Origin of the sequence: Jiangella alkaliphila (assembly GCF_900105925.1) — a bacterium.
Lineage (GTDB): Bacteria > Actinomycetota > Actinomycetes > Jiangellales > Jiangellaceae > Jiangella > Jiangella alkaliphila.
On the sequence record NZ_LT629791.1, the window covers coordinates 3355806 to 3382382 of the forward strand.

The following is a 26577-nucleotide window of genomic DNA, read 5'->3' on the forward strand; positions in this document are numbered from 1 at the left end:
ACGCCGGCCGGGGTTCACGCCCAGGCCGGCGTCGTTTGTTTGTCAGTGCGCCGGGGTGTTGCCGAGTTGGCCGTCCCCCTGCTGCCCATGGTCTTAGCCGGGGACGCGCGCCTCAAGTCCGACGCCTCTGCTGGTTGCGGTGGTCTGTGGTTGGGGGCTCTGGACTTGACCCGCGCGTCCCCGGTCTAAAGAACGGGCAGCTATCAGGGGGACGGGGGGGTGTGGCGACGGGCGGGTCCTGGTCTGGTGTGACGTCGTGGTCTGCCGTTACGCGAAAGGGCGGGTTCGGGGCTGGTGGCGTGACTTGGGGCCAGGACGTAACGGCAGACCAGGACCCCGGCCTTACCAACGTGGGTGTGGAGCGCGTCCTGGGTGTGAGTCGCGTTTTCGGGCCTGTTTCGCCGGTTCGGCGCGCCTCACACCCAGGACGCGCCTCAGACCCAGGACGCCAACGCCGCAAATCGGGCGAACGGCGCGAACGGTCGGGCTGTGCCCGGTTCTTCCCCGTCCCCCTGATAGCTGCCCGTTCTTAGGCCGCGTGCGCGCGGGTCAAGCGGTCATCGCCGCGCGAAGCGCTCCAAATTGTCCGCTTGAGGCGCGGGTGCGCGGCTAAGAAAATGGGCAGCAGGGGGGACGCCCAACTCGGCAAACCCCCGCCGAACCGTGGCACCTGGTCAGCTGCGGTCCAACACCACGGTGAGGGCATCGGCCGCAGCGTCGCGCACGCCGGTCAGGCCGGCGCCGTCGGCGAGGGCGCCGAGGACCGCGCCGTCGACCACGGCCAGGACCACGTGCGGCGGTATGTCGGCGGCGAGGCCGGAGTGGTCCAGCACGGCCGCCACGCTCTCGCGCGCCGCCGCGTTGGTGCGCTTGGCGGCCGCCGCGAACAGCGGCTCGCGGGCGGCCAGCACGTAGCGTTCGTACCACGCGACCAGCGCGCCGTACTCGTCCGGCGTCAGGAGGGCGGCGATCATCCGGGCCACCGCAGCTGCGCCCCGCCGCCGGGCCGGCAGTGCCTCGACGGCGGCGGACATGCGGGCGACGTCGGCGTCGGCGAGGGCTTCGACGGCGGCGCGGCGCAGCTCGGTCAAGTCGGCGAAGTAGTAGGTCGTCGCGCCCAGGGGCACGCCCGCCTTGCCCGCCACCGCACGGTGGCTCACGGCCTCCAGCCCGCCGTCCAGCAGCAGGTCGGCCGCCGCCCGGACCAGGGCGGCGCGCCGCTGCTCGCCCTTGGCGGTCGCCATCAGTGTGCCCCGCCGCCGGCGAGGTTCAGCAGGATCACGCCGGACACGATGAGCCCGATCGCCGCGATGCGCAGGAACGTCGCCGGGTCGTCGAAGAACAGCATGCCGACGATGGCCGTGCCGGCCGCGCCGATGCCGGTCCAGACCGCGTACGCGGTACCGACCGGCAGCTCGCGCAGGCCCAGGCCCAGCAGCAGCATGCTGATGACGACCGTGACGCCGAAGGTCAGCGACGGCCAGAGTCGGGTGAAGCCGTTGGACTCCTTGAGCGAGACCGCGAAGGCCGTTTCGAACAGCCCGCCGACGATCACGTAGAGCCACGCCATGATGTCCTCCTCATACTTCAATTCCTGTACGACTGTACCATAAAACTGGTACGAGTGTACAACTCGGCTCCGCGACGGGACCGGAGGTGGGAGACTCGACACCGTGATCGGTGACTACGAGGGCTTCCGCTCCGGCTTCGCCTGCTTCGTCGGGCGGCCCAACGCGGGCAAGTCGACCCTGACCAACGCGGTAGTCGGCGAGAAGATCGCGATCACCTCGAACCGGCCGCAGACCACCAGGCACGCCATCCGCGGCATCGTGCACCGGCCCGATGGCCAGCTGGTCATCGTCGACACCCCCGGGCTGCACCGGCCGCGCACGCTGCTGGGCCAGCGGCTCAACGACGTCGTCCGCACCACGTGGGCGGAGGTCGACGTCATCGGGCTGTGCGTCCCGGCCGACGAGGCCGTCGGCCCGGGCGACCGGTTCATCGCCGGCGAGCTGGCCGCGCTCCGGCGGACGCCGAAGCTGGCCGTCGTCACGAAGACCGACCGCGTGAGCGCAAGCCGGCTGGCCGAGCAGCTCACCGCCGTCGCGGCGCTCGGCACCGAGGCCGGCATCGAGTGGGCCGACGTCGTCCCCGTCTCCGCAACGAAGGGCGACCGGGTGGAGCTGCTCACCGAGCTGCTGCTCGCCCAGCTGCCGGAAGGGCCGCCGCTGTACCCCGACGGCGAGCTCACCGACGAGCCGGAGGAGACGCTGATCGCCGAGCTGGTCCGCGAGGCCGCGCTCGAGGGCGTCCGCGACGAGCTGCCGCACTCCATCGCCGTCGTCGTCGAGGAGATGATCCAGCGCGAGGACCGCCCGGCCGACCGGCCGCTGCTGGACATCCATGCCAGCCTCTACGTCGAGCGCGACAGCCAGAAGGCGATCGTCATCGGCCGCAAGGGCACCCGGCTGCGCGACGTCGGCACCCAGGCGCGGACGCAGATCGAGCGGCTGCTCGGCACCCCGGTCTTCCTCGACCTGCACGTCAAGGTCGCCAAGGACTGGCAGCGCGACCCCAAGCAGCTGGGCCGCCTGGGTTTCTGAGGCAGTGCTAGAGTCTCTCTTCGTGCGGCGTTTCAGCCTCCTGCTTAGCTGCCGCGATGGGGTCCGCTAGACCGGCTCCCTCATCGCGGTGAGTTCGCGCTGCCGGTCGCGCTCTGTCCGACCCTCCCGAGCAGGAGCCTTTCCGCCATGACCATCGTCAACGTCTGGCCGCCCGCGCAACAGCCGTCAGGTATGCCCGTCGAGCGCTACCGGCCCTTCCACGAGCAGATCGTCGTCGACCTCCCCGACCGCACCTGGCCTGCCAAGCGCATCACCGCCGCGCCGCAGTGGTGCGCCGTCGACCTGCGCGACGGCAACCAGGCACTCATCGACCCGATGAACGCCGAGCGCAAGATGCGCATGTTCAAGCTGCTGGTACGCATGGGCTACAAAGAGATCGAGGTCGGCTTCCCGGCCGCCAGCCAGACCGACTTCGACTTCGTCCGCGAGCTGATCGAGGGCGAGCACATCCCCGGTGACGTCGTCATCCAGGTGCTGACGCAGTGCCGCGACCACCTCATCGAGCGGACGTTCCAGTCGCTGGTGGGCGCGAAGCAGGCCATCGTGCACCTCTACAACTCGACGTCGATCCTGCAGCGCCGCGTCGTGTTCGGCCTGGACCGCGACGGCATCACCGACATCGCGACGTCGGGTGCGCGGTCGGCGCAGAAGTACGCCGAGGCGATCACCCCGGACACCGAGATCTACTGGGAGTACTCGCCCGAGTCCTACACCGGCACCGAGCTGGACTACGCGGCGGAGATCTGCGGCGCCGTCGCCGACGTCCTGCAGCCGACGCCGGACCGCCGGATGATCGTCAACCTGCCGGCGACGGTCGAGATGGCGACGCCGAACGTGTACGCCGACTCCATCGAGTGGATGAACCGCAACCTGCCGCACCGCGAGTCGATGATCCTGTCGCTGCACCCGCACAACGACCGCGGGACGGGGGTCGCGGCGGCCGAGCTGGGGCTGCTGGCCGGCGCCGACCGCGTCGAGGGGTGCCTGTTCGGCAACGGCGAGCGCACCGGCAACGTCGACCTCGTCACGCTGGGCATGAACCTGTTCACGCAGGGCATCGACCCGCGGATCGACTTCGGCGACATCGACGAGATCCGCCGCACGGTCGAGTACTGCAACCAGCTGCCGGTGCCCGAGCGGCACCCGTGGGGCGGCGACCTCGTCTACACCGCGTTCTCCGGCAGTCACCAGGACGCCATCAAGAAGGGCTTCGAGGCGCTCGAGCGCGAGGCCAAGGAGGCCGGCGTCGCGGTCGAGGACCACCTCTGGGAGGTCCCGTACCTGCCGGTCGACCCGAAGGACGTCGGCCGCACGTACGAGGCGGTCATCCGGGTGAACTCGCAGTCCGGCAAGGGCGGCGTCGCCTACATCATGAAGAGCGAGCACCAGCTCGACCTCCCGCGCCGCCTGCAGATCGAGTTCTCCGGCGTCGTCCAGGGCCTCACCGACGGCGAGGGCGGCGAGGTCGAGCCCGCGCGCATGGGCGAGGTGTTCCGCGCCGAGTACCTCGAGCGCGACACGCCGCTGGCGCTGAACTCGGTGCACACGTCGTCGGCGGCGGGGGAGCGCGACGCCCTCCAGGTCGGGGTGTACGTCGACGGCGTCCGGCAGGTGCTGCACGGCAGCGGCGACGGCCCGATCGACGCGTTCACCGACGCGCTGCGCAGCATCGGCCACGACGTCCGGGTGCTCGACTACGCCGAGCACGCGCTCACGTCCGGCGCCGACGCGAAGGCGGCCGCGTACCTCGAGTGCTCGGTCGGCGGCGAGGTGTTCTGGGGGGTCGGCATCGACCCGAACATCGTGACCGCCTCGCTCAAGGCCATCGTCAGCGCCGTCAACCGATCGGTCGCTCGCCGCGACTCTTGACAGCACCAGAGGTATAGACCATCGTCAACGCTCGCCGGATCGATCACCCCCGATGCCGAGGAGCACCCGATGGCCAGCTGGACCCGCACTCTGGCCGTCACCGCCGGCGCCACCGCGCTGGTCGTGACGGGGAACGTCGCCTCACACCTGCTGGCGGCGGAGCCCGATGCGGCTCCGGCCGACGACGCCCTGACTGCCGACCTCGACGCGATCCTCGCCGATCCGCGGCTGGACGGCGGTCAGGCGTCCGTCGTCGTGCGCGACGCCGCGACCGGTGAGACGCTCTACGAGCACGACGGCGCCCAGCGGCTGATGCCGGCGTCGAACGAGAAGCTGCTGACGTCGGCGGTCGCATTGGACGTGCTCGGCGCCGACCACACCTTCGCGACGATCGTCGCGACGACGGGGCAGCGGACCGGGCCGATCCTGCGCGGCGACGTGTACCTGCGCGGCACCGGCGACCCGACGCTGCTGGCGTCGGACTACGCGGAGCTGGCCGCCCAGCTGGCCGACGACGGGGTCCGCGTGGTCTCCGGTCGGGTGCTGGCCGACGACACCTGGTTCGACGACGTCCGGCTCGGCAACGACTGGGCCTGGGACGACGAGCCGTACTACTACGCGGCGCCGGTCTCCGCGCTGACCGTCGCGCCGGACACCGACTACGACGCCGGCACCGTCATCGTCAACGTGGATCCTGGCGCGGCCGCCGGCGACCCGGCGCTCGTCACGCTCACCCCTGACACCGACGCCGTCACCATCGTCAACGGGGCCACCACCGGCGCCAGCAACGCCGTCTCCGTCGAGCGCGAGCACGGAAGCGACCGCATCGTCGTCTCCGGCACCGTCGCGGCCGGCGGCAACGGCGCCAGCGAGTGGGCCAGCGTCGAGGAGCCCACCGACTACGCCGCCGACGTGTTCGTCAAGGCGCTGGCCGCCGAGGGCGTCCGGGTCACCGGCGGGATCGGCCGCGGCACCACCCCGTCCGGCGCGACCGTGCTGGCCGAGCACGAGTCGATGCCGCTGAGCGAGCTGCTGGTGCCGTTCCTCAAGCTCAGCAACAACGGCCACGCCGAGGTGCTGATCAAGGCGATGGGCCGCGAGGTCTCCGGCGCCGGCACGTGGGCCGCCGGGCTGGCCGTGCTGCGCGCGGAGCTGCCCGAGTACGGCGTCGACACCGCCACCATCGCGAACCGCGACGGCTCCGGGCTGTCGCGGCGCAACCTCATCCCGGCCGCCGAGCTGGCCGACCTGCTGGTCGCCGCGCAGGACCGGCCCTGGTTCGACGTCTGGTACGAGGCGCTGCCCATCGCCGGCGTCTCCGACCGGTTCGTCGGCGGCACGCTGCGCTCGCGGATGGCGGGCACGCCGGCCGCCGGCAACGTCCACGCCAAGACCGGCTCGCTGACCGGCGCGTCGTCGCTGTCGGGCTACGTCGACGACGCCGACGGCCGGCGGCTGGTCTTCTCGATCGTGTTCAACGACTACCTCAGCGGCAAGCCGAGCGACCTCGAGGACCGCATCGCCGTCCGGCTGGCCACCCACACCGAGGACGGGGCCGCCCGCGTCACCAGCGTGGACGTCCCGTCCGTCGACCTGCCCGACGACGTCGAGTGCTCGTGGGTCAAGGCCTGCTGATCGCCGGCTGCGCGAATGCGTTTGACGTCGTGACCATGAGCTGTGACCATGAACGCATGACGATGACCATGGAACCTTCGGGCGACGAGATCGCCGCCGGCCGGTTCAAGGCCGTGTGCCTGCAGCTGCTCGACGAGGTCGCACAGACCCGGCGGCCTGTCACGGTCACGAAGCGGGGCCGGCCGGTGGCCCGACTGGTCCCGGTCGCTCCGCCGACGCCGTTGTTCGGCGCGCTGGCCGGGTCGATCGGCCGGTACGACGACCTCATCGCGCCCATCGACGAGGAGTGGGACGCGGGACGGTGATCGAGGAGGGCAAGACCCACGTCGTGCTCGACACCCACGTGCTGGTGTGGATGCTGGCCGGTGACGAGCGGCTGTCCCGCGAGGTCCGGCAGGTCATCACCAACGCGTCGTACGAGTACGGCGCCGAGCTGTCGGCGATCAGCCTCTGGGAGGTGTCCATGCTCGCGGCAAAGGGACGGCTTCAGCTCTACCGCGACATCGGCACCTGGGTCGAGCTCGTCGCCACGCACCCGGCGCTGCACATCGTGCCGATGGCGCCGGAGATCTCCGTCGCCAGCACCCGGCTGCCCGGCGAGCTCCCGCGCGATCCCGCCGACCGGATGATCGTCGCGACCGCGCGCATCCTGAACGCCACCCTCGTCACCGCCGACCGTGCGCTGCTCGACTACGGCGCCCAGGGTCACGTCCGGGTGCTGGCCGCCGCCTGACCTGACAGTGCTCGCACCGGCGTTCGTGTCACTGGTCGTGGTGGACCGCGCCGCTCGCGGCCGCGGCCACGGCGCCCGGGCGGTGCGCGCGTTCGCGGTCCGGGCCCGGGCGGCCACCGGGGCCGGGTGGCTGGGGCTCCGGCTCGATCCGGCCGGCGACGTCGCGGGCCGGCGGGCCGTTTTCGAGCGGATGGGCTTCCGGTTCGACGCGGCGGACGGTGCGGCCCGCATCGCCGAACTCACCGGCGGCTGAGGCCGGCGCGACGGTGCTGTAGGCGCCCGCGTGGTAGACCAGCGGCGCGGTGGCCGGGGCCGCCGTCACCGCCGCGTCGATCACCCGCGCGACGACGATGACGTGGTCGCCGACCGGCAGGCGGTGCGTCACCTGCGCCCGCAGGTGCGACGGCGCGTCGTCGAGCACGGGCTCGCCGGAGGCCAGCCGCGACCACGCCGTCGGGGCGGCGAACCGGTCGATCCCGCTGGTGGCGAACCGGGTCGCGATGTGGTGCTGGTCGGCGTCGAGGAAGTTGACGACGACCGACCCCGCGGCGGCGAACGCGGGCCAGGCCGACGCCGACTCCGACACCGCGAACGACAGCAGCGGCGGGTCGAGCGACACCGACGCCAGCGACGTCGCGGTCAGGCCGGCGGGCCGGCCGGCGGCCGAGGCCGTGATGACCACGACCCCGGTCGCGTACCGGCGGAAGACGCTGCGGAAGGTGTCGGCGGTGACGGACATGGGTCCTCCTCGGATCAGTCCAGAACCTCGGACGCTGCGACGGCGGCACCGGCGCGCAGGTCCTCGAGGAACAGCACGACGTGGGCGGCGGCGGTGCGATGGGACCGGTCGTTGAACGCGTCGTGCCGGCCGCCGGCCAGGGTCACCAGCACGACGTCGGGGGCGGCGGACAGCGCGGCCCGGGCGGCGGCATACGGGCTGACGGCGTCGGCGTCGCCGTGCACCGCCAGCACCGGGACCGCGACGGAGTCCAGCGGCACGCCGGACGGCACCGGTCCGTCCAGCGCGGCGGCGGCGAACCGCGGGTCGTCGCGGAGCCGGCCGGCATGCACCGGGCAGGACGTCCGCGCCTCGATCTCGGCGTCGACGGAGCCGGCGTCGTACCCCGCGGCGGCCGGGTACCCGGCGACGACGACGGCGTCCACACCGAGCGGCCCCGCCACGGCCAGCGCCAGCACCGCGCCGGTGTCGGACCCGGCCAGCACGTACGGCCGGGGGAGATCCGGTGTGGTCAGCACCGCCGCCACGGCGGCGCCCGCAGCGTCCGCCGTCGCCGCCGCTTCCTCCAGCGCCCGCACCCGGTACCCGTCGGCGGCCAGCCGGCGGCCGAACCGCTCGTACACCCCGCCGTGCTCGCCCCGGCCTGGCAGCACGACGACGGTGCCGCGCGCCGTCACCCCGGCCGGCGGGTCGAAGGCCAGCGCGGCTCCGAGGGCCGCCTCGACGACGCTCACGAGCCGGCCTCCTCGGGGCCGGCCCAGAGGCTGGGCAGGTTGACCACGATCCCCTCCTGGGTGCTGCGGGCGATCACGACGACCGCCTCCTCGTCCGGCGACGGGTTCTCCTCGCGGTGCGGCACGTACGGCGGCACGAACACGAAGTCGCCCGGCTCTGTCTCGATCCGGATCTCCTGGTCGCCGTCGGCGAAGACGAACACCGGGTGCCCGGACTTCACGTAGATGGCGGTCTCGGCCTCGCCGTGGTGGTGGTCGCCGGAGTTCGTGGCGGGCGCGACGTCGGTGCGGCCCATCCAGAGCTTCGACGAGCCCACCGTCGTGCCGGAGATCGCCTCGAACCGCCGCATGCCGGAGGTCTGGGCGGTGTCGGACGACAGCCCGGCGCCGCGCACGTGCTCCAGCCGGCCGTGCCAGACCCGGTTGCCCTCGTCGACGCTCATGCCGCCGCCGTCTCCGCCCGCGACGCCGCGCCCGAGCGCAGCAGCGGCAGCAGGTCCTCGCCCCAGCGCAGCACGTCGGTGACCGGGTCGAAGCCGCGGATGAGGAACTTCGTGACCCCGAGGTCGTAGTACTTCAGCAGCGCCTGGGCCACCTGCTCCGGCGTGCCGACCGGCGCGGTCGAGTTGCCGGCCGGGCCGAACAGCTTGGTGATGCCGAACCAGAGCCGCTCGTCGTGCACGTCGCTGATCTCGGCGTGCTGCTGCAGCCGGTTCGACGAGACGGCGTTGCGCTCGGTGCCGCGGCGGCGCGGCCCCCACCAGCCGTCGTCGGTGCCGGCCTTCTCCTTGACCTCGACGGCGTCGGCGTAGATCTGCCGCGCCTTGGCCCAGGCCGACTCCTCGGTGTCGGCGACGATCGGCCGGGTCGACAGGCTGAACTCCACCGTCCGGCCCAGCTCGGCGGCGCGCGCCCGGATCAGCGCGATCCGTTCCGCCGTCGCCGCCAGCGGCTCGCCGAACAGCATGTAGACGTCGGTGTGCCGGGCGCCGGTCTCGACGGCGGCGTCGGACTGGCCGCCGAAGAAGACCGGGATGCCGGCCGGCGTCGCGGGCTTCACCGTGCTGAACGCGCCGGTGTACCGGTAGAACTCGCCCTCGTGGTCGAACGGCTCGGCCGACGTCAGCGTGCGGCGCAGCACCTCGATGAACTCGCCGGTGCGCCGGTACCGCGCGTCCTTCTCGACGAAGTCGCCGTCGCGCTGCTGGTCCTGCTCGCTGCCGCCGGTGATGTGGTGGATCGCGACGCGCCCGCCCCCGGTCAGGTGGTCCAGCGTGGCCAGCTTGCGGGCCACCAGCGTCGGCTGGACGAAGCCCGGCCGGTGCGCGATCAGGACCTTCAGCCGCTCGGTCTGGTGCAGCACGCTCGCGGCGATCGCGAACCCGTCCGGCGAGGACGCGCTGTAGCCGATCAGCACCCGGTCGAAGCCGGCCAGCTCGTGTGCCTGCGCGAACCGGCGCAGGTAGACGGGGTCGACGACCGGGCCGGGGCGCCAGCCGAGGCTCTCCGAGCCCTCCTTGGTGCCGACCATGCCGAGAACTTCCAGTGTCATCTCGTGCTCCTTGCGTAGGCGGGACGGGATCCGTCGATGCTGGGGACGGAGGCGATGAGCCGCTGTGTGTAGGGGTCTTCGGGTTCCAGCAGGACGCGCGCGGCCGGGCCCTCCTCGACGACCCGGCCCTGGTAGAGGACGACGATGCGGTCGGCGATGCCGGCCAGCGAGCCGAGGTCGTGCGAGATCATCACGATTGCCACCTCGCGCTCGCGCCGCAGCCGGTCCAGCACCCGCAGCACGTGGTTGCGATTGGCCGCGTCCAGCGCGCTGACCGGCTCGTCCAGCAGCAGCACGGCGGGGTCGACGGCGAGCGCGCGGGCGATCGCGACCCGCTGCCGCTGGCCGCCGGAGAGCCGTCCGGGCAGCCGGTCGCCCAGCGCCGGGTCCAGCCCGACCTGCTCCAAGGCGGCGACGGCGCGCGCCCGCCGGTCCGCGGGCCGGCCGTCGCCACGGATCGCCAGCCCCTCGGCGACGGAGTCGAGCACCGTCACGTCGGGGTCGAGCGAGCGGAGCGGGTCCTGGAACACGTACTGCACGCGGCCGGTGCGCCGGAACCGCCGCAGCTCGGCGCCACGCAGCCCGGACACCGGCTCGCCGCCGACACGCACGGTGCCGGCGTGCAGCGGCGCCAGCCCGACGATCGTGCGGGCCAAGGTGGTCTTGCCGGACCCGGTCTCGCCGATCAGCCCGACGATCTCGCCGGACCGCGCGGTCAGGTCCACGCCGTGCAGGATCCGCGACTTCGCCCGCCGGCCGAGCCAGACCTCGATGCCGTCGGCCTCCAGTGCCGCGGTCATCTGGCCACCAGCCGGTCCAGGCCGTACTCGCGGTGGTCGGCGACCAGCGCGCGGGTGTACGGGTCGGCGGGCTCGTCCAGCACCTGCCGGGTCGGCCCGGACTCGACCACCCGCCCGTCCCGCAGCACGACGACGCGGTCGCACAACTGCGCCACCACGGCGAGGTCGTGCGACACCAGCAGCAGCGACAGCCGCCGCTCCGCCCGCAGCGCCGCGATCAGGTCCAGCACCTCGGCCTGGACGGTGACGTCGAGCGCCGTCGTCGCCTCGTCGGCGACCAGCAGGTCCGGGTCGCCGGAGACCGCGATGGCGATGAGGACGCGCTGCAACATGCCGCCGGACAGCTCGTACGGGTACTGGTCGTGGACGTGCTCGGGCCGGTGCAGCCCCATCGAGGCGAGCAGTTCGACGGCGCGCGCCCTGGCCACCCGGCGGTGCAGGCCGTTCTTCACCCGCAGCACCTCGGTGAGCTGCCGGCCCACCGTCAGCGACGGGTTCAGGTACGACGCCGGGTCCTGGAACACCGCGGCGATCCGCGGCCCGCGAACCCGGTCCCACTGCCGCCGCGTGTAGTGCGCCACGTCGTCGCCGGCCAGCCGGACGGTGCCGCCGCTGACGGCGACGCCCGGTGGCGGGACGCCCAGGATGGCTCGGCAGGTCAGCGTCTTGCCGCTGCCGGACTCGCCGACCAGGCCGATCGCCTCGCCGGGCGCGAGGTCGAAGCTCACGCCGTGCACCAGCTCGCGGGCGCCCGCGCTCAGGTGCAGGTCGTCGACGGAGAGCAGGGGAGCGGCGGCGGGCGCTGCCGCCGTCGCCGGGTCAGATTCGAGCAGCGGGGACGTCATCGAGGACCTCCTGCGGGACCGGGACGGAGGACGCCGGGGCACCGTCGCCGGTGGCGTCGCGGATGGCGTCGGCCAGCGCGTTCAGCGCGGCGACGGTGACGATGATCAGCAGCGCCGGCGCGACCGGGCCGAACGGGCGCTGGCTGAGGTAGCCGAGGTCGCTGGCCAGCATGCCGCCCCACGTCGGCGCCGGCGGCTGGACGCCGATGCCGAGGAACGTCAGCGACGACACCACCAGCAGCGCGCCGGCCATCGCCGTCGCCGTCGTCACGACGACCGTCGGCAGCACCTTCTGCCAGACGTGCGTGCGGACGACCCGCCAGCGGGTGGCGCCGAACAACGTCGCCGCCTCGACGTACTGCGCCTGCCGCAGCCCGATCGCCGCCGCCCGGGTGACCCGGTAGAACGACGGCGCCATGAGCACGCCGACGGCGAACATGGCCTGGTGCAGCCCGTTGCCCAGCAGCGCGGCCACGGCGATCGCGAAGATGATGAACGGCAGCGCCATCAGCCCGTCCATCACCCGCAGCGACAGCCACTCGAAGACCCGGCCGAAGTACACCGACGCCAGCCCGGGCAGCACGCCGAGCAGCAGGCCCAGCCCGACCGCCTCGGCCGCCGCGATCACCGACAGCCGCGACCCGGCCAGCAGCCGGCTGAGCACGTCGCGGCCCACATAGTCGGTGCCGAGCCAGTGCTCCGCGCTCGGGCCGGCCAGGACCGCCGCCGTGTCCTGGTGCAGCGGGTCGTACGGCGCCAGCCACGCGCCGGCGACGATCAGCACGACGACCACGCCGAGCACGGCCAGCGCGACCCGAGCGGAGCGCAGCCGGACGGTGAGCCGCAGCGCCCTCATACCGTCCGCCCCGATCCCGGCCGCAGCCGCGCCAGGGCCACGTTGACGACCAGGCTGGAGACCAGCACCAGCGCGATCGCCACCAGCAGCGTCCCCTGCACGACCGGCACGTCGCCCTGCAGCGCGCCGGTCGTGGCCAGCTGCCCGAGGCCGGGCATCGCGAACACCGTCTCGGTGATGACGGCGCCGCCGATCAGCCGCGGCACGTGCAGCCCGAGCACCGCGAGCGCCGGCCCCGCGCCGTTGCGCAGCGCGTGCCCGAACACCACCCGGCGCGGGCCGAGGCCGCGGACGACGGCGCCGGTCACGTAGTTCTCCCGCAGCGTCCCGACCAGGCCGGTGCGCAGCTGGCGGGCGAGGTCGGCGGCGCTGTCCAGGCTGAGCGCGACCGCGGGCAGGATCAGGTACGTCAGCCACGGCCCGACGCCCTGCGACGGCGGCACGTACCCGCCGGCCGGGAAGACCGGCACCAGCACCGAGAACACCACGATCAGCGCGATGCCGGCCACGAACGCCGGGATCGTCGACAGCGCCGCGCACACCGCCGTCACCGCCCGGTCGAACCAGCTGCCGGCGGTGAGCGCCGCTCCGATGCCGGCCGCCGCGCCCAGCACGACTGCCAGCAGCAGCGCCAGCGCCGCGATCGACAGGCTGACCGGCAGCCGCTGCGCGATGCTCTCGGCGACCGGGATGTGGGTGAACCAGGACCGGCCGAGGTCGCCGGTGACCGCGTCGGCGATCCAGGTGACGTACCGCTCCAGGAACGGCCGGTCCAGCCCGAACTCGTGGTTGAGCCGGTCGATGTCGGCCTGCGTCGCCGTCTCGCCCATCGCCGCGGCGGCCGGGTTCTGGTCGCTCAGCGCGCCGAGCCCGAACGTGATGAACGTCGCGATCAGCAGCACCGGAACGGCGATCAGTGCGGCCCGGCCGACCGCGTGGAGTGCCCGCACGCCGTCACCGCCCCACCGTGACGCCCTCGAACCGCTGGGTGCCGATGTAGTGCTCGAAGCCCTGCACGGACGGGTCGCGGGCGAAGATCCGCGGCCAGGTGAACAGGAACGTGTTCGGCATCGTGGTGACGGCGGCGGCGACGGCGTCCTGGACGGCCTGCTCGTAGCCGGGGTCCTCCAGCGGGGTGGCGCGGGCGACGTCGATGGCCTGCTGGATCTCCGGCGGCGCGTTGCGGCCGAGGTTCATCAGACCCTCCGGCCCGAACAGCACCTCCAGCGCCTGCAGTGGCGACTCGCGGCCGGAGAAGCTGTCGACGACGAACGGGTACTGGCGGGTCACGTAGTTGTTCGCGCCGGGCGTCGCGACCTCCAGCGTCACGTCGATGCCGACCTCCTGGAGCTGCTGCTGGAGCAGCTCGGCCAGCGGGTCATTGTCCGCTTGGGTCGTCAGCGTGACGGCGACGCCGTCGGGGTAGCCGGCCTCGGCCAGCAGCTGGCGGGCGCGGTCCTGGTCGAACGTGTACAGCTCGTCCAGCTGCTCGTTCCAGGCGAGGTAGTCGCTCGGGAACGGCTGCCAGTTCGGGTCGCCCTCGCCGAAGAACGCGACGTCGACCAGTTCCTGCCGGTTGATCGCGTGGCTGATCGCCTGCGTGACGCGCGGGTCGTCGAACGGCTCGACGGTGTTGTCGACGTCCAGCACCCGCACGGTGAACACGTCGATGACGTCCACCTCGAGGCCGGCCGCGCGGGCCGCCTCGATCTGTGCCGGCGGGATGACGGCGACGTCGAACTGGCCGGACTGGACGCCGGCGACGGCGACGGTCGGGTCCGGCGGCACCCGCAGCTCGAAGTCGTCGACCAGGATGCTCTCGGCGTCCCAGTAGTCCTCGTTCTTGTGCAGTGTGGCGTGCGATGCGGGCACGTACTCGTCCAGCGCGAACGGCCCGGCGCCGACCGGTGCGGTCGCGAGCCCTTCGACGTCGTTCTCGACCGCCGACGGGCTGACGATCATGCCGGTCTTGCCCGACAGCAGCAGCGGGATCTGGTAGTCGGGCTGGTTGAGCAGCAGCGTCACCTCGGTCGGGCTGTCCACCCGGACGTCGGTGACGACCCCGAGCTGCGCGCCGATCGTCGAGTCCGGCGCGTCGCGGCCGCGCAGCAGGCTGTGCCGCACCGCCTCGGCGTCCAGCGGCGTGCCGTCGGTGAACGTCAGCCCCTCGCGCAGGGTGAAGGTGACCTCGTCGCCGGTGGCGTTGTACTCCCACGACTCCGCCAGGGCCGGCGCAGCGTTGCCGTCGACGTCCTGCTTGGTCAGGGCCGCGTAGGCGAGGGACAGCACGTGCACGTCCTGGCCGACGGTGGACGTCACCGGGTCCCAGGTCGACGGCAGGTGCCAGCCCCAGCTGAGGCTGCCGCCGCTGGTCTCGCCGCCGCTCTGGCTCGTGGGGGTGCTGTCGCCCGCGCAGCCGGCCAGCACGAGTAGGGCGGCGGTGAGGACGGACAGGATGCGGGTGCTCTTCATGGGCGCTCCGTCGGTTGAAGAACTCTAAGCCGATCGATTTAGTAGGCTTTAGGTCATGGCGGCAGGAGGCCGCCCGCCGTCAGGCGAGCGAGGTGGTGCCGGAGTGAGAGCTCAGCGACAGAGCGCGCTGGCCGTGCGCAGCAGGTCGACGCTGCGCCGGACCGTCAGGATGCGGGCCGGCTCCAGGACGTGCCGCAGCGCCGTGCGAGCGAGCCGCTCGCCGGTGGCGGTGTCCTGGAGTGGGGTCATGCGAACGATTCTGGGGGGATCGGCCCCGATCTGTCCAACACCGAATACTGATCGTGATCGATCGCGATCGCTGATCGGTCCGGGGGTCGCGGCCCAGGGAGGCTCATGCGGCACCGACGGCGACGCGGGGCCGGAGGTCCCGCCGAGTCGTCGGTCGAGACCGTTCGCCGGATGGAGCGATGGAGTCGTCGCCGCGTGTGCCGACCGACTGATGTCATGAGCGCGGTCCTCGACATCGTGCCGCTGCGCAGCCTCGTCGCCGTCGCCGAGTGCGGCGGCTTCCACCGCGCCGCGGCCGCCCTGCACATCACCCAGTCCGCGGTCAGCCAGCACGTTCGCAAGCTGGAGAAGGTGCTCGACCGGCCGCTCGTGGTCCGCGACGGGCGGCGCGGCCGCTTCACCCCCGAGGGCGAGGCGCTGCTGGCCGAGGCCCGGCGCATCCTCTTCGCGCACGACGAGGCGCTGCGCCGGCTCGGCGTCGAGTCGTCCGACGGCGTCATCGTGGTCGGCTCCTCCGAGCACGCGGCCGACCAGCTGCTGCCGGAGATCGCGACGGCGCTGCGGAACGTGTTCCCGCGGCGGCAGGTCCGGTTCCGGCTGGACCGTAGCGGCCGGCTCGCCCAGGCCGTCGACAACGGCAGCGTCGACGTCGCGGTCGTGCTCAGCGCCGACCGCGGGGAGTTCGCCGGCATGCTGCCGCTGCGTTGGTACGCCGCGCCGTCGTTCCGGCTGCCGCCACCCGGCGAGCCGCTGCCGCTGGTGGTGTTCGACGAGCCGTGCGCCCTGCGGCGCCGGGCGGTCGAGGCGCTCAGCGCGGCCGGGCGGGAGCCGGCCATCGCCTGTGAGGCGGCGTACCTCGCGGGCATCCTGGCGGCGGCCCGGGCCGGTCTCGGGGTCGCGGTGCTGGCGGGCGTGGGCGGGCGGCCCGAGGGGCTGGTGCCGCTGGCCGGCCTGCCGCCGATCGAGCCGACGGCGCTGCGCATCCGGGTCCGCGCCGGTGCGCCGTCGTCGCTGGCCTCCGTCGCTGCGTCGGCCGTGGCGCAGGTGGTCGCGGGTCCCTGACGCCGGCCGAGCACGTTCACGTACGGGCGGCCGTCGCCGGGGTCCAGATGCGCGACGGCCGCCCGGCGGCGAGGTCGCGGCCGAGCAGCACCTGGACCCGGTACGGCTCCAGTCGCAGCACGCCGAACGAGTCGTGCTCCGGCGCCGGCCAGAACCGGCCCGGCGGGTAGCCGACGCCGCGCGGACTGCCCTGCTCGTACAGCTTCCACACCCGCCGCTTCACCGCGGGGTCGTCCACCCAGGTGGCCACCGTGTCGACGGCGACGGTGTTCTGTGCGGCGCTCCAGTACGAGAACGTCGTGTGCGGGTTCGCGGCGAGGTGCGCGACCTTCACCGGCGTCGGGTACGTGGCCAGCCAGCCCAGCGGCGCGCCGTCGACCACCTCCCAGACGGGGATCAGGACGCGGGTGCGCGGCCGGTGCTGCCCGTCGACGGTGGTCATGGTGGGGTAGACGATGCTGCGGAGGATGTCGTCGAAGTCGGGCCTGAGGGCGGCGAACGCGGTGCTCACACCGTCATCGTCGAACGCCGCAGGCCGGAGCGGAAGACGGCACTTCACAGTGCCTGGGGCACCGCGCGGTAACCGTGCCCCGGCCTGCGGTTCGACGACGTCCGGGCGTCAGCTGCCGATGGCCGGCGCCTGGCCGCCCTTCAGCTCGGCCAGCCGGGCCTCGATCTCCACCGACGCCGCGGTGTCCTCGAGCTCCTCGAACTGCATGTCGATGGACGACGCCGCGACCTCGGCGGCGCCGGCGACCTGCGCCTCCTCGCGTCGCACCTTCTCCTCGAACCGGGAGACCTCGCTGGTCGGGTCGAAGATGTCGATGGACTTGACGGCGTCCTGCACCTGGGCCTGCGCCTGGGCGCTCTTGGCCCGCGCGACCAGCTCGTCGCGCTTGTTCCTGAGGTCGGAGAGCTTGTCCTTCATGCTGATCAGCCCGGCCTTGAGCTTCTCGGCCACCTCGCGCTGCGAGGCGATCATCGGCTCGGCGGTCCTGGCCTCGCTCTCGGCGGCCATCTGCTTGCCGATGGCCACCTTGGCGAGGTTGTCGAACTTGTCGGCGTCCGCGGTGTTGCCGCTCGCCCGCAGCTGGTCGGCGCGCTGCGAGGCGGCGAGCGCCTTGCTGCCCCACTCGCCGGCGGCCCGGACGTCCTCGGCGTGGTCCTGCTCGGCCAGCCGGAGGTTGCCGATGGTCTGCGCGACGGCCTGCTCGGCCTCGGCGATGTTGCTGGTGTAGTCGCGCACCATCTGGTCGAGCATCAGCTCAGGATCCTCGGCGCGGTCGAGCAGCGAGTTGATGTTGGCTTTGGCCAGTTGGGAGATGCGTCCGAGGATCGATTGCTTCTCAGCCATGGTGTGTCCTTCGTTCCTGGCCCCCCGCGGAGCCGCGAATCGGATGTGTCGAACCGCAGAGTCAGAAGCGCCCACCGCCTCCCCGGCGACCCCGGGTGCCGCCCCCTCCGAAACTGCCCGGCGAGCGGCGGCCCGCGGAACCGCCGCCGGAGCTCCGGCCGAAGCCGCCGCCGGAGCCGCCGCCGGAGCCGCCGCCGGAGCCGCCGCCGAACCCACCGCCGGAGCCGCCGCCGAAGATCCCGCCGCCACGGCCCATCGAGTTGATGAGGATGCCGCCGAGGATCAGCGAGCCGAGGTCGGTCCCGCCGCCCTGCGCACCGCGCTGCTGCCGCTCCCACTGCTGGACGTCCTGCTCGGCCAGCTGCTGCGCCTGCCGCGACAGCTCGTCCGCGCGCGTGACGGCGTCGAGGGCGGCCGCGGGGTCCGACGACGCGAGCGACTGGCCCTGCGAGAGGTGCCGTGCCGCCTCCGACAGCCGGGTCCGGGCCTCGGTGCCGACCGCGCCGCGCCGCGTCTCGATGAAGTCGTTGACGGCCTTGACCTGCGACGTCACCCGGCCCAGCGTCTCGTTCAGGGCGGTACGGGCGCGCTCGGCCTCCTCGGCGGCGGCCCGCACCGGGGCGAGCAGGTCGTCCAGTTTCGTCTCGGCGTCGGCGAGTTGCCGGAGGGCGGCCAGCGGGTCGCCCTGCGCGGCGTCGCGACCGGCGGCGACGGCCTGCTGGGCGGCCGCACTGGCGGCGGTGACGGCCGGGTCGGACGGCGCCAGCCGGGCGGCGTCGGCGATGTCCTGCGACACCGACTCGATGGCAGTGCCGATGCGCTGGGCGGCGGTCTCCAGTTCGTCCTTGGCGCCGGCGACGGAGTCGAGCAGCTTGGCCGCCTGCCCGACGGCGTCCTCGGCGGCGCGCGCCTGGGCGACGGCGGCCGCGCGGTCGTCGGACTCCAGCGACCGCTTGCCGGCGGCGACGGCTTCCTGGGCCGCGGTCAGGAGGCGGCCGGCCTGGTCCGGGTTCGCGCTCACCGAGGCCAGCGCGGTCGGGGGATAGCCGAGCGCGAGCTGCTCGAGCTGGGCCCGGGCGGCGGGCAGCCGCTGCTCGACCTCGGTCGCGCGCTGGGCGGTCTCGTCCAGCACCTGGGGGACGCGGGCGTGCAGGTCGCGCAGCTGGTCGAACGCGTCCGCCTGGGCGTCCAGCGCGTCGCTGACGTCGCGGCAGGTCACGATGATCTGGGTGGTCATCGCCCGGGCCTGCTGCTCGGTCTCGGGCTCGGCGTCGTCGAGCCGCTGGCGTAGCGTGAACGCTCCGGCGACGTCGGTCTTCGCCTGCTCCAGCACCGCGCCGAACTCGGTGGTCGCCTCGATGCCGAACTGCGCCTGGGCGAACCCCAGCTCCTGCTCGGACGTCTTCAACGCGTCGTCGATGTCGACCAGTGCCCCGCTGGCGCGCTTGTCGAGCTCGTCCAGCGACAGCCCAGCCAGCTCGTCCAGCGGCTGGCCGTCCGGCCCCGTCGCGACGCCGTTCTGAGCGCGCCTGCGCCGGCGCAGGACCCACCAGCCGGCCGCGCCCACGCCGACCACCGCCACGCCGCCGACCACCCAGGGCGTGGCCGAGCCGCCGCCCGAGCCGGTGGCCGCCTCGCGGTACCCGTCGGCTCCGGCGATGGCGGCGCCGGCCCAGTCCTCGTCGCTCAGCGCCGGGCGGATGTCGTTCTGCCGGACGTCGTCCAGTTGCTCGTCGGTGAGGTCCAGCTCGTCGGTGACCGAGATCCCGAACGACCGGTCCTCGACGGCGACCGCGAGCAGGATGTCGTCGGTGCCGAGGCCGGAGGCGGTGGCGGTCTCGTTGGCCCAGGTCTGGCCGTCCAGGCCGTCGAAGGAGTCGACATAGACCACGAACAGCTGCAGCCCCGACTCGTCGGTCAGCCGGTCGAACGAGTCCTGGATGCGCTCGTCGTCGTCGCCGGAGAGCGCACCGGCGCGGTCCGTGATCATTCCCGGCACGTTGAACGGCGGCTCGGCCGATGCCGGTCCGGCGGCGAGGAGTGAGACGAACGCGACGACGCCGAGCGTTACCCACCCCCGCCAACGCGTGGCAGTCACGAGGGCCATCTTGCCTGGTGAGACGCGGTCGCACAATCAGTTCGGGCGGATTCACCGGCGGCGCGCCACGCCGCCGGGTCCGTACGGCACGAGTTGCGACGCGCTCTCTCCATACTGTATGCAGTATGGATGACAACTATCGTCGTGACGGGCCACGGCTCGTTCGCTACGTCGTTGGTCGAGACGGCGCGGATGATCGTCGGCTCGACCGAGAACGTGCAGGCCATCGACTTCCCGGTGGGGTCCGGCGTCGAGGAGCTGACCGAGCGGGTCGGCGCCGCGATCGACCGGGCGAACCCCGCGGGTGAGCCGGGCCGGGTGCTGATCCTGGCCGACGTCCTCGGCGGATCGCCCGCGCGCGTGGCGCTGACCGAGGCGGCGGCGGGCCGGGCGGACGTCGTCACCGGCGCCAACCTGCCCATGCTGATCGACCTCGCGCTGAGCGCGGGCGCCGCGACCGCGCCGGAGCTGGCCGCCCGCGCCGTCACGGCGGGACAGGACGGAATCCGCGACGCCGGCACCCTCGTCCGGCCGGAAGGAGGCGTCTCATGACGCTGTGGCAGGCGTTCCTCATCGCGCTGGTGGTGGCTCTGGCCTACCTGGCGCGCCGCATCCTCGGCGACCCGCAGCTGGAACGGCCGATCATCCTCGGTCCCGCCGTCGGCTTGATCGCCGGCGACCTGGAGACCGGGCTGATCGTCGGCGGCACCCTGGAGCTGATCTTCATCGGCGCCGCGACCTTCGGCGGCACCGCGCCGCCGAACGTGGCCATCGGCGCGGCCGTCGGCACGGCGCTGGCCATCTCCGCCGGCCAGGGTGCCGAGACGGCGCTGGTGGCGGCGGTCCCCGCGGCGGTGCTCGGCACCTTCTGCGAGCTGTTCGCGAAGACCGTCTGCTCGTTCCTGGTGCACCGCGCCGACGCGGCCGCCGCACAAGCACGAGGACGGACGATCGTGGGGATCATCTGGATCGGCAATGCGATCCACTTCCTCGCGTACTTCGTGCCGACCTTCCTGGTGCTCCAGTTCGGCGCCAACGCGCTGGAGGGCGTGCTCTCCGCGCTGAGCGACGACGTCCAGAACGCGCTGAACACGTCCGCGGCGATGCTGCCCGCGGTCGGCTTCGGGATCCTGCTGTCGGTGCTCTACAACAAGGCGCTGTTCCCGATCTTCTTCGCCGGGTTCGCCCTCGCGGCGTTCACCGACTTCACGGTGATCGGCGTCGCCATCATCGCGACCGCGCTGGTCGTCACCATCCTGCGCAACCGCACGCCGCAGACGCCGTCGAGCCCGCAGTCGTCGGCGCTGATCTGAGCGGAGGACAGACATGACCGAGAACACCACGACCACCACCACAGCCCCCGAGGTGCAGGACGGGCCGGACGAGCAGCGCCGCGAGATCCGGCGGCTGACCTGGCGCGGCCTGCTGCTGCAGGGCGGGTTCAACTACGAACGGTTCCAGAACCTCGGGTTCTGGTGGATGATGCGCCCGACGCTGGACCGGCTGTACCCCGACCCGGTCGACCGCGCCGCCGCCTACCAGCGGCACCTGGTGTACTTCAACACCAACGCGTGGGTGGTCGGCCCGATCGCCGGCGTCACCGCGTCGATGGAGCAGCAGCGCGCCAGGGGCGCTACCGAGCTGAACGACGAGGCCATCAACTCCGTCAAGGTCGGGCTGATGGCGCCGCTGGCCGGCATCGGCGACTCGCTGATCTTCGGCACCATCCGGCCCATCCTGGCGGCGGTCTGCGCCGGGCTGGCCATCGACGGCAACATCGCCGGGCCGATCATCTTCTTCCTGGCGCTGCTGGCCATCCAGGTGCTCATGCGGGTCGGCGGCACGGCGACCGGCTACCGCACCGGCATGCAGTTCTTCGAGAAGCTCTCGCCCGCGCAGGTCGACCAGATCAAGCAGGGCGCGACAATCGTGGGGCTCGCGGTCACCGGCGCGCTGGTGGCGACGCTGCTGAACGTCACCACGCCGTGGTCCTACACCAGCGGCGAGCAGACCATCGCGCTGCAGGACCAGCTCGACCTGGTGCTGCCGGCGCTGCTGCCGCTGACCGCGACGCTGATCGTCTACGCGCTGATCCGCCGCCGGGTCTCGCCGATCTGGGTGCTGCTGGGCACGCTGGTGGTCGGCCTGGTGCTGGGCTACTTCGGCATCCTGGGCTGAGCCGCGCCATGACGGGGACCGACGAGTACGTGCTGACCGGCGCGCGGGTGCTGCTGCCCGACGGCCGGCTGGAGCCGGGCGCCGTCCACGTCCGGGCCGGCCTGATCGCGGGCGTGGGCCCGGCCGACGGCAGCGGGCTTGCGCCCGGCGTGCGGCGGGTCGGCCTGGACGGGCGCATCGTCGCGCCGGGCTTCGTCGACACGCACGTGCACGGCGGTCTCGGGTTCAACGTCATGAGCGCCGACGTGGAGTCGGTGCGGGCGATCGGGCGCCGGCTGCGCGCGGCCGGCGTCACGTCGTTCGTCGCGACCACCGCGTCGGTGCCGTTCGACCGGATCCTGCGGTCGGTGCGCGGGCTGGCCGCGCTGACCGGGCCGACCGGCGCGGACGGCGCGGACGGCGCCGACCTGCTCGGCATCCACCTGGAGGGGCCGTTCCTGAGCCCCGACTTCCGCGGCGTCCACCAGCAGGAGAACCTGGTCGAGCCGGCGCCGGCGCGGGTCGCCGCGCTGCTCGACGCCGCGGGCCCGGCCCTGCGGATCTGCACGATCGCGCCGGAGCTCCCGCACGCCGAGTCCGCCGTGCGGCGGCTGACCGCGGCCGGCGTGCGGGTGTCCGTCGGACACACCGCCGCGACGTTCGAGCAGGCCGCCGCCGCGATCGGCTGGGGCGCCCGGCGGGCCACGCACCTGTTCAACGCGATGCCGCCGATCCATCACCGCAACCCCGGACCGGTGCCGGCGCTGCTCGCCGACCCGTCGGTGTACCTCGAGATCGTCGCCGACGGCCTGCACGTCGCGCCCGAGCTGATCGGCGCGCTCGCGGCGCTGCCCGGCGTGCGGGAGCGCCTGATGCTCGTCAGCGACGGCACCGACGTCTCCGGCCTGCCCGACGGCGACCACCACCGCTGGGACGGCACGGCGGTGCGGGTCACCGGCGGCCGCGCCTTCACCCCGTCCGGCGGCATCGCCGGCAGCACGTCCACGCTGATCGACGGCGTCCGCGTGCTGCTCGCGGCCGGTGTGCCGCTGCCGGTGGTGCTGAACGCGGCCGCGCGCAACCCGGCCCGCTCCCTGGGGCTCACCGACCGGGGCGTCGTCGCCGCCGGGCGGCGGGCCGACCTGATCGTCCTCGACGAGGAGGCGACGATCACCCACACGATCGTGCATGGACAATGGGAAAGGCCCTAGAGAGGAACGAGATGGACATCGCTCTGATCCGCGTCGACGACCGGCTGATCCACGGCCAGGTCGTCATGGGATGGACCCAGGCGCTGGGGATCCAGCAGATCCTGGTGGCCGACGACCCCACGGCGGCGAACCCGACGCAGAAGAACCTGATGCTGCTCGCGGTGCCGGCCGGCGTTCGAGCCGACATCCTGACCATCGCCGACTCCGCCCGCATCGTCGAGCAGTCCACCTCCGACGTCAAGACGATCGTCGTGGTCAAGGGCCCGGCCGAGCTGAAGGCGCTCTACGACGCCGGCCTGAAGATGACCGAGGTGAACGTCGGCAACGTGCACACCGGCCCGGGCCGCCGGCGGCTGACCAAAGAGGTGCACGCCACCGACGACGAGATCGCCATCTGGCGCGAGCTGTCGGCGAAGGGCGTCCACCTCGAGGCCCAGTGGCTGCCCGGCGCCGCCCGCACCGACCTCGGCAAGCTCGTCGCCGACCTGCCACTCTGAGCCATGGCCGCCTCCGACTCCCTCGACACCCGGGCCGGCACGGTCGGCACGGCCGGGCCGCTGTCCCCGGGCGACGTCCCCGTCATGCGCCGGGCCAGCCTGCGCGAGCAGGTCCGCCAGGCCGTGGAGGAGCTGATCGTCTTCGGCCGGCTGGCACCGGGCGAGCACCTGGCCGAGGAGTCGCTGGCCGAGCTGCTCGGCGTGAGCCGCCAGCCGGTGCGCGAGGCGCTCCAGTCGCTGTCCGTCGCCGGGTTCGTCGACCTGCGGGCCGGACGCGGGGCGTTCGTCCACGAGCCGACCGCCCGCGAGGCGCGCGAGGTCTTCCACGTCCGCGCGCTGCTCGAGTCCGACAGCTGCCGCCTGGCCGCCCAGCACGTCGACGACGACGGTGTTCGGCGGCTGGAAGCCATCTACGCCGAGGGGCACGCGGCGTCGCAGCGCAAGGAGGACCCGCGGCGGCTGATCGAGCTGAACCGCGCCTTCCACCGGACCATCACCGAGATCGGCGGCAACCGCGTCTCGCTGGCGCTGCTGGCCGACCTCGAGCGCCGGGCCGGCTGGTACCTGGCCACCATCATCAGCAACCGGGCGCCGTCCTCGTGGGCCGAGCACCGGGCCATCCTCGACGCCGTCGCGGCGCGCGACCCCGGCCTCGCCCACGACCTCATGCTGACCCACATCGACCACTCCAGGGACCTGCTGGAGTTCACCGGTCACTAGCTGCACCGGCTGAAAGAGAGTCATGTCCGCAATCGAGCTCTGCCTGCTGCTGCTCGCCGCCCTGGCGGCCGGATCGATCAATGGGGCCGTCGGCTCCGGTTCCCTCGTCACCCTGCCGGTCCTGCTGGCCCTCGGACTGGACCCCGCCGCCGCCGTCACCACCAACACCATCGCCATGGTCACCTCGGCCCTCGGCGGCACCCTCGCCTACCGCAAGGAGCTGCGCGAGGACCGCATGCACATCCGCAGCCTGCGCTACATCTCCGTCGGAGGCGCCGTCGTCGGCTCCGTCCTCCTCCTCACCACCAGCTCAGACGCCCTCGACGTCATCGTGCCGATCCTCATCGGGTTCGCGCTCGTCCTGGTCATCGTCCAGCCCTGGCTGGCCGCCATGGCCCGCGCTCGGGCGGCGTCGCGGTCGGACGACAACCCGTTCGGCAGCCTCGGCCTGCGCGTCTCGATCCTCGGCTGCTCCATCTACGGCGGCTACTTCGCCGCCGCCCAGGGCATCCTGCTGCTCGGCGCGCTGAGCGCGTTCAGCGGCCGGCCGCTGAACGCGACCAACGGCATCAAGAACCTGCTGACGCTGACGGTCAACGTCACCGCCGCGACCGGCTTCACCATCGCCTACTTCCTCGGCCACGCCGACGTCGAGTGGCTCGCCGTCGCCGTCATGGCGGTCGGCGCCACCATCGGCGGCTACACCGGCGGCCGGCTCGCCAAGGCGCTGCCCAACTGGGTGCTGCGCGGCCTCATCATCGTGGTCGCCGTCGTGTCGCTGGGCCACGAGCTGCTGGACTGACGGTGGCACGGACTAAGGTGGAGGCGACGTGAGCGCAGGTCAGGAGGTCGCGTGCCGCTCTACCGTGATGAAGGCGTCGTCCTGCGCACCCAGAAGCTGGGCGAGGCCGACCGCATCGTCACGCTACTCACCAGGAACAACGGCCGCATCCGGGCCGTCGGCAAGGGCGTGCGGCGCACCACCAGCAGGTTCGGCGCGCGGCTCGAGCCGTTCATGCACGTCGACTGCCAGTTCGCCACCGGGCGCACGCTCGACATCGTTACGCAGGCCGAGACCATCGCGCCGTACGGCATGAGCATCACCGACGACTACGGCCGCTACACCGCGGGCACCGCCATGCTCGAGACCGCCGAGCGGCTGTCCGCCGAGGAGCGCGAGCCGGCCGTCCAGCAGTACCTGCTGCTGGTGGGTGCGCTGCGGACGCTGGCCGGCGCCACGCACGATCCCGGGCTGGTGCTCGACGCGTTCCTGCTTCGCGGGCTGTCCGTCGCCGGGTTCGCGCCCAGCTTCGAGGACTGCGCGCGTTGCGACGCCCACGGGCCGCACCGGCTGTTCTCAGTACAAGCCGGCGGCATGGTGTGCGGGTCGTGCCGCCCGTCCGGCACGGTCGCGCCGTCCGGCGACACCGTCGCGCTGCTCGCGGCGCTGCTCAGCGGCGACTGGCCGGTCGCCGACGCCAGCGCGCCGCGGGCTCGGCGCGAGGCCAGCGGCATCACCGCCGCTTTCCTGCAGTGGCACCTGGAACGCGGGCTGCGCTCGCTCGGCCTGGTGGAACGGTGAAGCGCACCTACACCCCGCCCACCCCGCACCCGTCCGGAGCCGTCCCGCCGCCCATCCCGGCCGAGTTGGTGCCCGCGCACGTCGCGCTCGTCATGGACGGCAACGGCCGCTGGGCCAACGCGCGCGGGCTGCCCCGCACCAAGGGCCACGAGGCCGGCGAGGCGGTCCTGCTCGACGTCATCCACGGCGCCATCGAGATCGGCGTGCGGCACCTGTCCGTGTACGCGTTCTCGACGGAGAACTGGCGCCGCTCGCCTGAGGAGGTGCGGTTCCTCATGGGCTTCAACCGCACCGTCATCAGGCGCCGCCGCGACGAGCTCGACGCGCTCGGCGTGCGCATCCGGTGGGCCGGGCGCCGGCCGCGGCTGTGGAAGAGCGTCATCGACGAGCTGCAGGACGCCGAGCAGCGTACCCGCGGCAACGACGTCATCACGCTGCAGTTCTGCGTCAACTACGGCGGCCGGGCCGAGCTCGGCGACGCAGCCGCCGCGCTGGCCGCCGACGTCGCCGCCGGCCGGCTGCGGCCGGCCAAGGTGAACGAGCGGACCCTCGCCCGCTACCTCTACAACCCCGACCTCCCCGACGTCGACCTGTTCGTCCGGCCGTCGGGAGAGCAGCGCACGTCGAACTTCATGCTGTGGCAGTCGGCGTACGCGGAGATGGTGTTCCTCGACACGCTGTGGCCCGACTTCGACCGGCGCAAGCTGTGGGCGGCGATCGAGACGTACGCCCGGCGCGACCGCCGCTACGGGGGAGCCGACCCGGCCGCGCCCGCGGTGTGACCGGCC

The 26577-nt window shown here is 73.0% G+C and carries 30 protein-coding genes; 15 read left to right on the forward strand and 15 right to left on the reverse strand.

The features are described 5' to 3' along the window. Window positions 1-674 precede the first annotated feature (674 nt). Both BLV05_RS37020 and BLV05_RS15435 read right to left on the reverse strand, forming a co-directional pair. Window positions 675-1244: a TetR/AcrR family transcriptional regulator gene (locus BLV05_RS37020; protein ID WP_046769865.1), complete on the reverse strand. Its 570-nt coding sequence runs from the start codon at window positions 1242-1244 to the stop codon at window positions 675-677. Continuing rightward, window positions 1244-1570, reverse strand: a complete 327-nt coding sequence (locus BLV05_RS15435; RefSeq protein ID WP_046769961.1) for a DMT family transporter — start codon at window positions 1568-1570, stop codon at window positions 1244-1246. The genes BLV05_RS37020 and BLV05_RS15435 overlap by 1 nt, the downstream gene beginning before the upstream one ends. Window positions 1571-1673: 103 nt before the next feature. Between BLV05_RS15435 and era the strand changes: the two genes are divergently transcribed. The 5 genes from era to BLV05_RS15460 all read left to right on the forward strand — a co-directional run bounded on the left by era (window position 1674) and on the right by BLV05_RS15460 (window position 6861). After that, a complete protein-coding gene (era, locus tag BLV05_RS15440; RefSeq protein WP_046769864.1) occupies window positions 1674-2603 on the forward strand; it encodes a GTPase Era in 930 nt (309 codons plus the stop codon). A gap of 147 nt (window positions 2604-2750) precedes the next feature. Then, the gene (leuA, locus tag BLV05_RS15445) at window positions 2751-4493 is read left to right on the forward strand and encodes a 2-isopropylmalate synthase (protein ID WP_046769863.1); all 1743 of its coding nucleotides are present in this window, start codon (window positions 2751-2753) and stop codon (window positions 4491-4493) included. Window positions 4494-4562: 69 nt separating this feature from the next. Then, window positions 4563-6128: a D-alanyl-D-alanine carboxypeptidase/D-alanyl-D-alanine endopeptidase gene (gene dacB / locus BLV05_RS15450; protein WP_052762647.1), complete on the forward strand. Its 1566-nt coding sequence runs from the start codon at window positions 4563-4565 to the stop codon at window positions 6126-6128. Between the two features lie 56 nt (window positions 6129-6184). Then, complete coding sequence (locus BLV05_RS15455) at window positions 6185-6433, forward strand: type II toxin-antitoxin system Phd/YefM family antitoxin (protein WP_046769959.1); 249 nt, start codon at window positions 6185-6187, stop codon at window positions 6431-6433. Beyond that, window positions 6430-6861 (forward strand): type II toxin-antitoxin system VapC family toxin, encoded by a 432-nt coding sequence (locus BLV05_RS15460; RefSeq protein ID WP_197683668.1) that lies wholly within the window; start codon window positions 6430-6432, stop codon window positions 6859-6861. Before BLV05_RS15455 ends, BLV05_RS15460 begins: the two co-directional genes overlap by 4 nt. A 28-nt stretch (window positions 6862-6889) precedes the next feature. Here BLV05_RS15460 and BLV05_RS15465 read toward each other — a convergent pair whose 3' ends face one another. The 10 genes from BLV05_RS15465 to BLV05_RS35810 form a co-directional block, all read right to left on the reverse strand. Beyond that, the gene (locus BLV05_RS15465; protein WP_063932582.1) at window positions 6890-7600 is read right to left on the reverse strand and encodes a flavin reductase family protein; all 711 of its coding nucleotides are present in this window, start codon (window positions 7598-7600) and stop codon (window positions 6890-6892) included. A 14-nt stretch (window positions 7601-7614) separates the two neighbouring features. Continuing rightward, window positions 7615-8334: an alpha/beta hydrolase gene (locus BLV05_RS15470; RefSeq protein WP_046769862.1), complete on the reverse strand. Its 720-nt coding sequence runs from the start codon at window positions 8332-8334 to the stop codon at window positions 7615-7617. After that, a complete protein-coding gene (locus tag BLV05_RS15475; protein WP_046769861.1) occupies window positions 8331-8777 on the reverse strand; it encodes a cupin domain-containing protein in 447 nt (148 codons plus the stop codon). Before BLV05_RS15475 ends, BLV05_RS15470 begins: the two co-directional genes overlap by 4 nt. Beyond that, window positions 8774-9886: an LLM class flavin-dependent oxidoreductase gene (locus BLV05_RS15480; protein WP_046769860.1), complete on the reverse strand. Its 1113-nt coding sequence runs from the start codon at window positions 9884-9886 to the stop codon at window positions 8774-8776. The genes BLV05_RS15475 and BLV05_RS15480 overlap by 4 nt, the downstream gene beginning before the upstream one ends. After that, window positions 9883-10686 carry an ABC transporter ATP-binding protein gene (locus BLV05_RS15485; RefSeq protein ID WP_046769859.1) on the reverse strand — a complete coding sequence of 268 codons (804 nt, stop codon included), beginning with the start codon at window positions 10684-10686 and terminating at the stop codon, window positions 9883-9885. The genes BLV05_RS15480 and BLV05_RS15485 overlap by 4 nt, the downstream gene beginning before the upstream one ends. Next, on the reverse strand, window positions 10683-11531 hold the full coding sequence (locus BLV05_RS15490; protein WP_046769858.1) for an ABC transporter ATP-binding protein: 849 nt from the start codon (window positions 11529-11531) through the stop codon (window positions 10683-10685). Before BLV05_RS15490 ends, BLV05_RS15485 begins: the two co-directional genes overlap by 4 nt. After that, window positions 11506-12387: an ABC transporter permease gene (locus BLV05_RS15495; protein ID WP_063932581.1), complete on the reverse strand. Its 882-nt coding sequence runs from the start codon at window positions 12385-12387 to the stop codon at window positions 11506-11508. The genes BLV05_RS15490 and BLV05_RS15495 overlap by 26 nt, the downstream gene beginning before the upstream one ends. Continuing rightward, the gene (locus BLV05_RS15500; RefSeq protein WP_046769857.1) at window positions 12384-13337 is read right to left on the reverse strand and encodes an ABC transporter permease; all 954 of its coding nucleotides are present in this window, start codon (window positions 13335-13337) and stop codon (window positions 12384-12386) included. The genes BLV05_RS15495 and BLV05_RS15500 overlap by 4 nt, the downstream gene beginning before the upstream one ends. 4 nt (window positions 13338-13341) lie before the next feature. After that, the gene (locus tag BLV05_RS15505; protein WP_052762646.1) at window positions 13342-14859 is read right to left on the reverse strand and encodes an ABC transporter substrate-binding protein; all 1518 of its coding nucleotides are present in this window, start codon (window positions 14857-14859) and stop codon (window positions 13342-13344) included. Window positions 14860-14970: 111 nt separating this feature from the next. After that, window positions 14971-15108, reverse strand: coding sequence for a hypothetical protein (locus BLV05_RS35810; protein WP_157524257.1), 138 nt, complete (start codon window positions 15106-15108; stop codon window positions 14971-14973). 216 nt (window positions 15109-15324) lie between these two features. Between BLV05_RS35810 and BLV05_RS15510 the strand changes: the two genes are divergently transcribed. Beyond that, window positions 15325-16170 carry a LysR family transcriptional regulator gene (locus BLV05_RS15510; protein ID WP_046769856.1) on the forward strand — a complete coding sequence of 282 codons (846 nt, stop codon included), beginning with the start codon at window positions 15325-15327 and terminating at the stop codon, window positions 16168-16170. 16 nt (window positions 16171-16186) lie between these two features. On the opposite strand, the gene BLV05_RS15515 is transcribed toward BLV05_RS15510, so the two are convergent. From BLV05_RS15515 to BLV05_RS15525, 3 genes are all read right to left on the reverse strand, one after another. Then, window positions 16187-16681 (reverse strand): pyridoxamine 5'-phosphate oxidase family protein, encoded by a 495-nt coding sequence (locus BLV05_RS15515; protein WP_046769855.1) that lies wholly within the window; start codon window positions 16679-16681, stop codon window positions 16187-16189. A gap of 108 nt (window positions 16682-16789) precedes the next feature. Next, window positions 16790-17524: a PspA/IM30 family protein gene (locus tag BLV05_RS15520; protein ID WP_046769854.1), complete on the reverse strand. Its 735-nt coding sequence runs from the start codon at window positions 17522-17524 to the stop codon at window positions 16790-16792. A gap of 61 nt (window positions 17525-17585) precedes the next feature. Beyond that, on the reverse strand, window positions 17586-19622 hold the full coding sequence (locus BLV05_RS15525) for a TPM domain-containing protein (RefSeq protein WP_197683669.1): 2037 nt from the start codon (window positions 19620-19622) through the stop codon (window positions 17586-17588). A 129-nt stretch (window positions 19623-19751) separates the two neighbouring features. Here BLV05_RS15525 and BLV05_RS15530 point away from each other — a divergent pair, with 129 nt between their 5' ends. The 9 genes from BLV05_RS15530 to BLV05_RS15570 are packed head-to-tail and all read left to right on the forward strand — an operon-like array spanning window position 19752 to window position 26571. Next, window positions 19752-20174: a PTS sugar transporter subunit IIA gene (locus tag BLV05_RS15530; RefSeq protein ID WP_082155383.1), complete on the forward strand. Its 423-nt coding sequence runs from the start codon at window positions 19752-19754 to the stop codon at window positions 20172-20174. Further along, window positions 20171-20935, forward strand: coding sequence for a PTS mannose/fructose/sorbose/N-acetylgalactosamine transporter subunit IIC (locus BLV05_RS15535; RefSeq protein WP_052762644.1), 765 nt, complete (start codon window positions 20171-20173; stop codon window positions 20933-20935). Before BLV05_RS15530 ends, BLV05_RS15535 begins: the two co-directional genes overlap by 4 nt. 13 nt (window positions 20936-20948) lie before the next feature. Continuing rightward, a complete protein-coding gene (locus BLV05_RS15540; RefSeq protein WP_046769851.1) occupies window positions 20949-21800 on the forward strand; it encodes a PTS system mannose/fructose/sorbose family transporter subunit IID in 852 nt (283 codons plus the stop codon). An 8-nt stretch (window positions 21801-21808) separates the two neighbouring features. Beyond that, entirely contained in the window at window positions 21809-22990 is a 1182-nt protein-coding gene (gene nagA / locus BLV05_RS15545) for an N-acetylglucosamine-6-phosphate deacetylase (protein WP_046769850.1), read from the forward strand. 11 nt (window positions 22991-23001) lie between these two features. Beyond that, window positions 23002-23487: a PTS system mannose/fructose/N-acetylgalactosamine-transporter subunit IIB gene (locus tag BLV05_RS15550; RefSeq protein WP_046769849.1), complete on the forward strand. Its 486-nt coding sequence runs from the start codon at window positions 23002-23004 to the stop codon at window positions 23485-23487. A 3-nt stretch (window positions 23488-23490) separates the two neighbouring features. After that, window positions 23491-24207 carry a GntR family transcriptional regulator gene (locus tag BLV05_RS15555; RefSeq protein ID WP_082155381.1) on the forward strand — a complete coding sequence of 239 codons (717 nt, stop codon included), beginning with the start codon at window positions 23491-23493 and terminating at the stop codon, window positions 24205-24207. A gap of 22 nt (window positions 24208-24229) precedes the next feature. Beyond that, window positions 24230-25009, forward strand: a complete 780-nt coding sequence (locus tag BLV05_RS15560) for a sulfite exporter TauE/SafE family protein (protein WP_046769848.1) — start codon at window positions 24230-24232, stop codon at window positions 25007-25009. A gap of 51 nt (window positions 25010-25060) precedes the next feature. Beyond that, window positions 25061-25789, forward strand: a complete 729-nt coding sequence (gene recO / locus BLV05_RS15565; RefSeq protein WP_046769847.1) for a DNA repair protein RecO — start codon at window positions 25061-25063, stop codon at window positions 25787-25789. After that, window positions 25786-26571: an isoprenyl transferase gene (locus BLV05_RS15570; RefSeq protein WP_082155380.1), complete on the forward strand. Its 786-nt coding sequence runs from the start codon at window positions 25786-25788 to the stop codon at window positions 26569-26571. Before recO ends, BLV05_RS15570 begins: the two co-directional genes overlap by 4 nt. The last annotated feature ends 6 nt before the right edge of the window (window positions 26572-26577 follow it).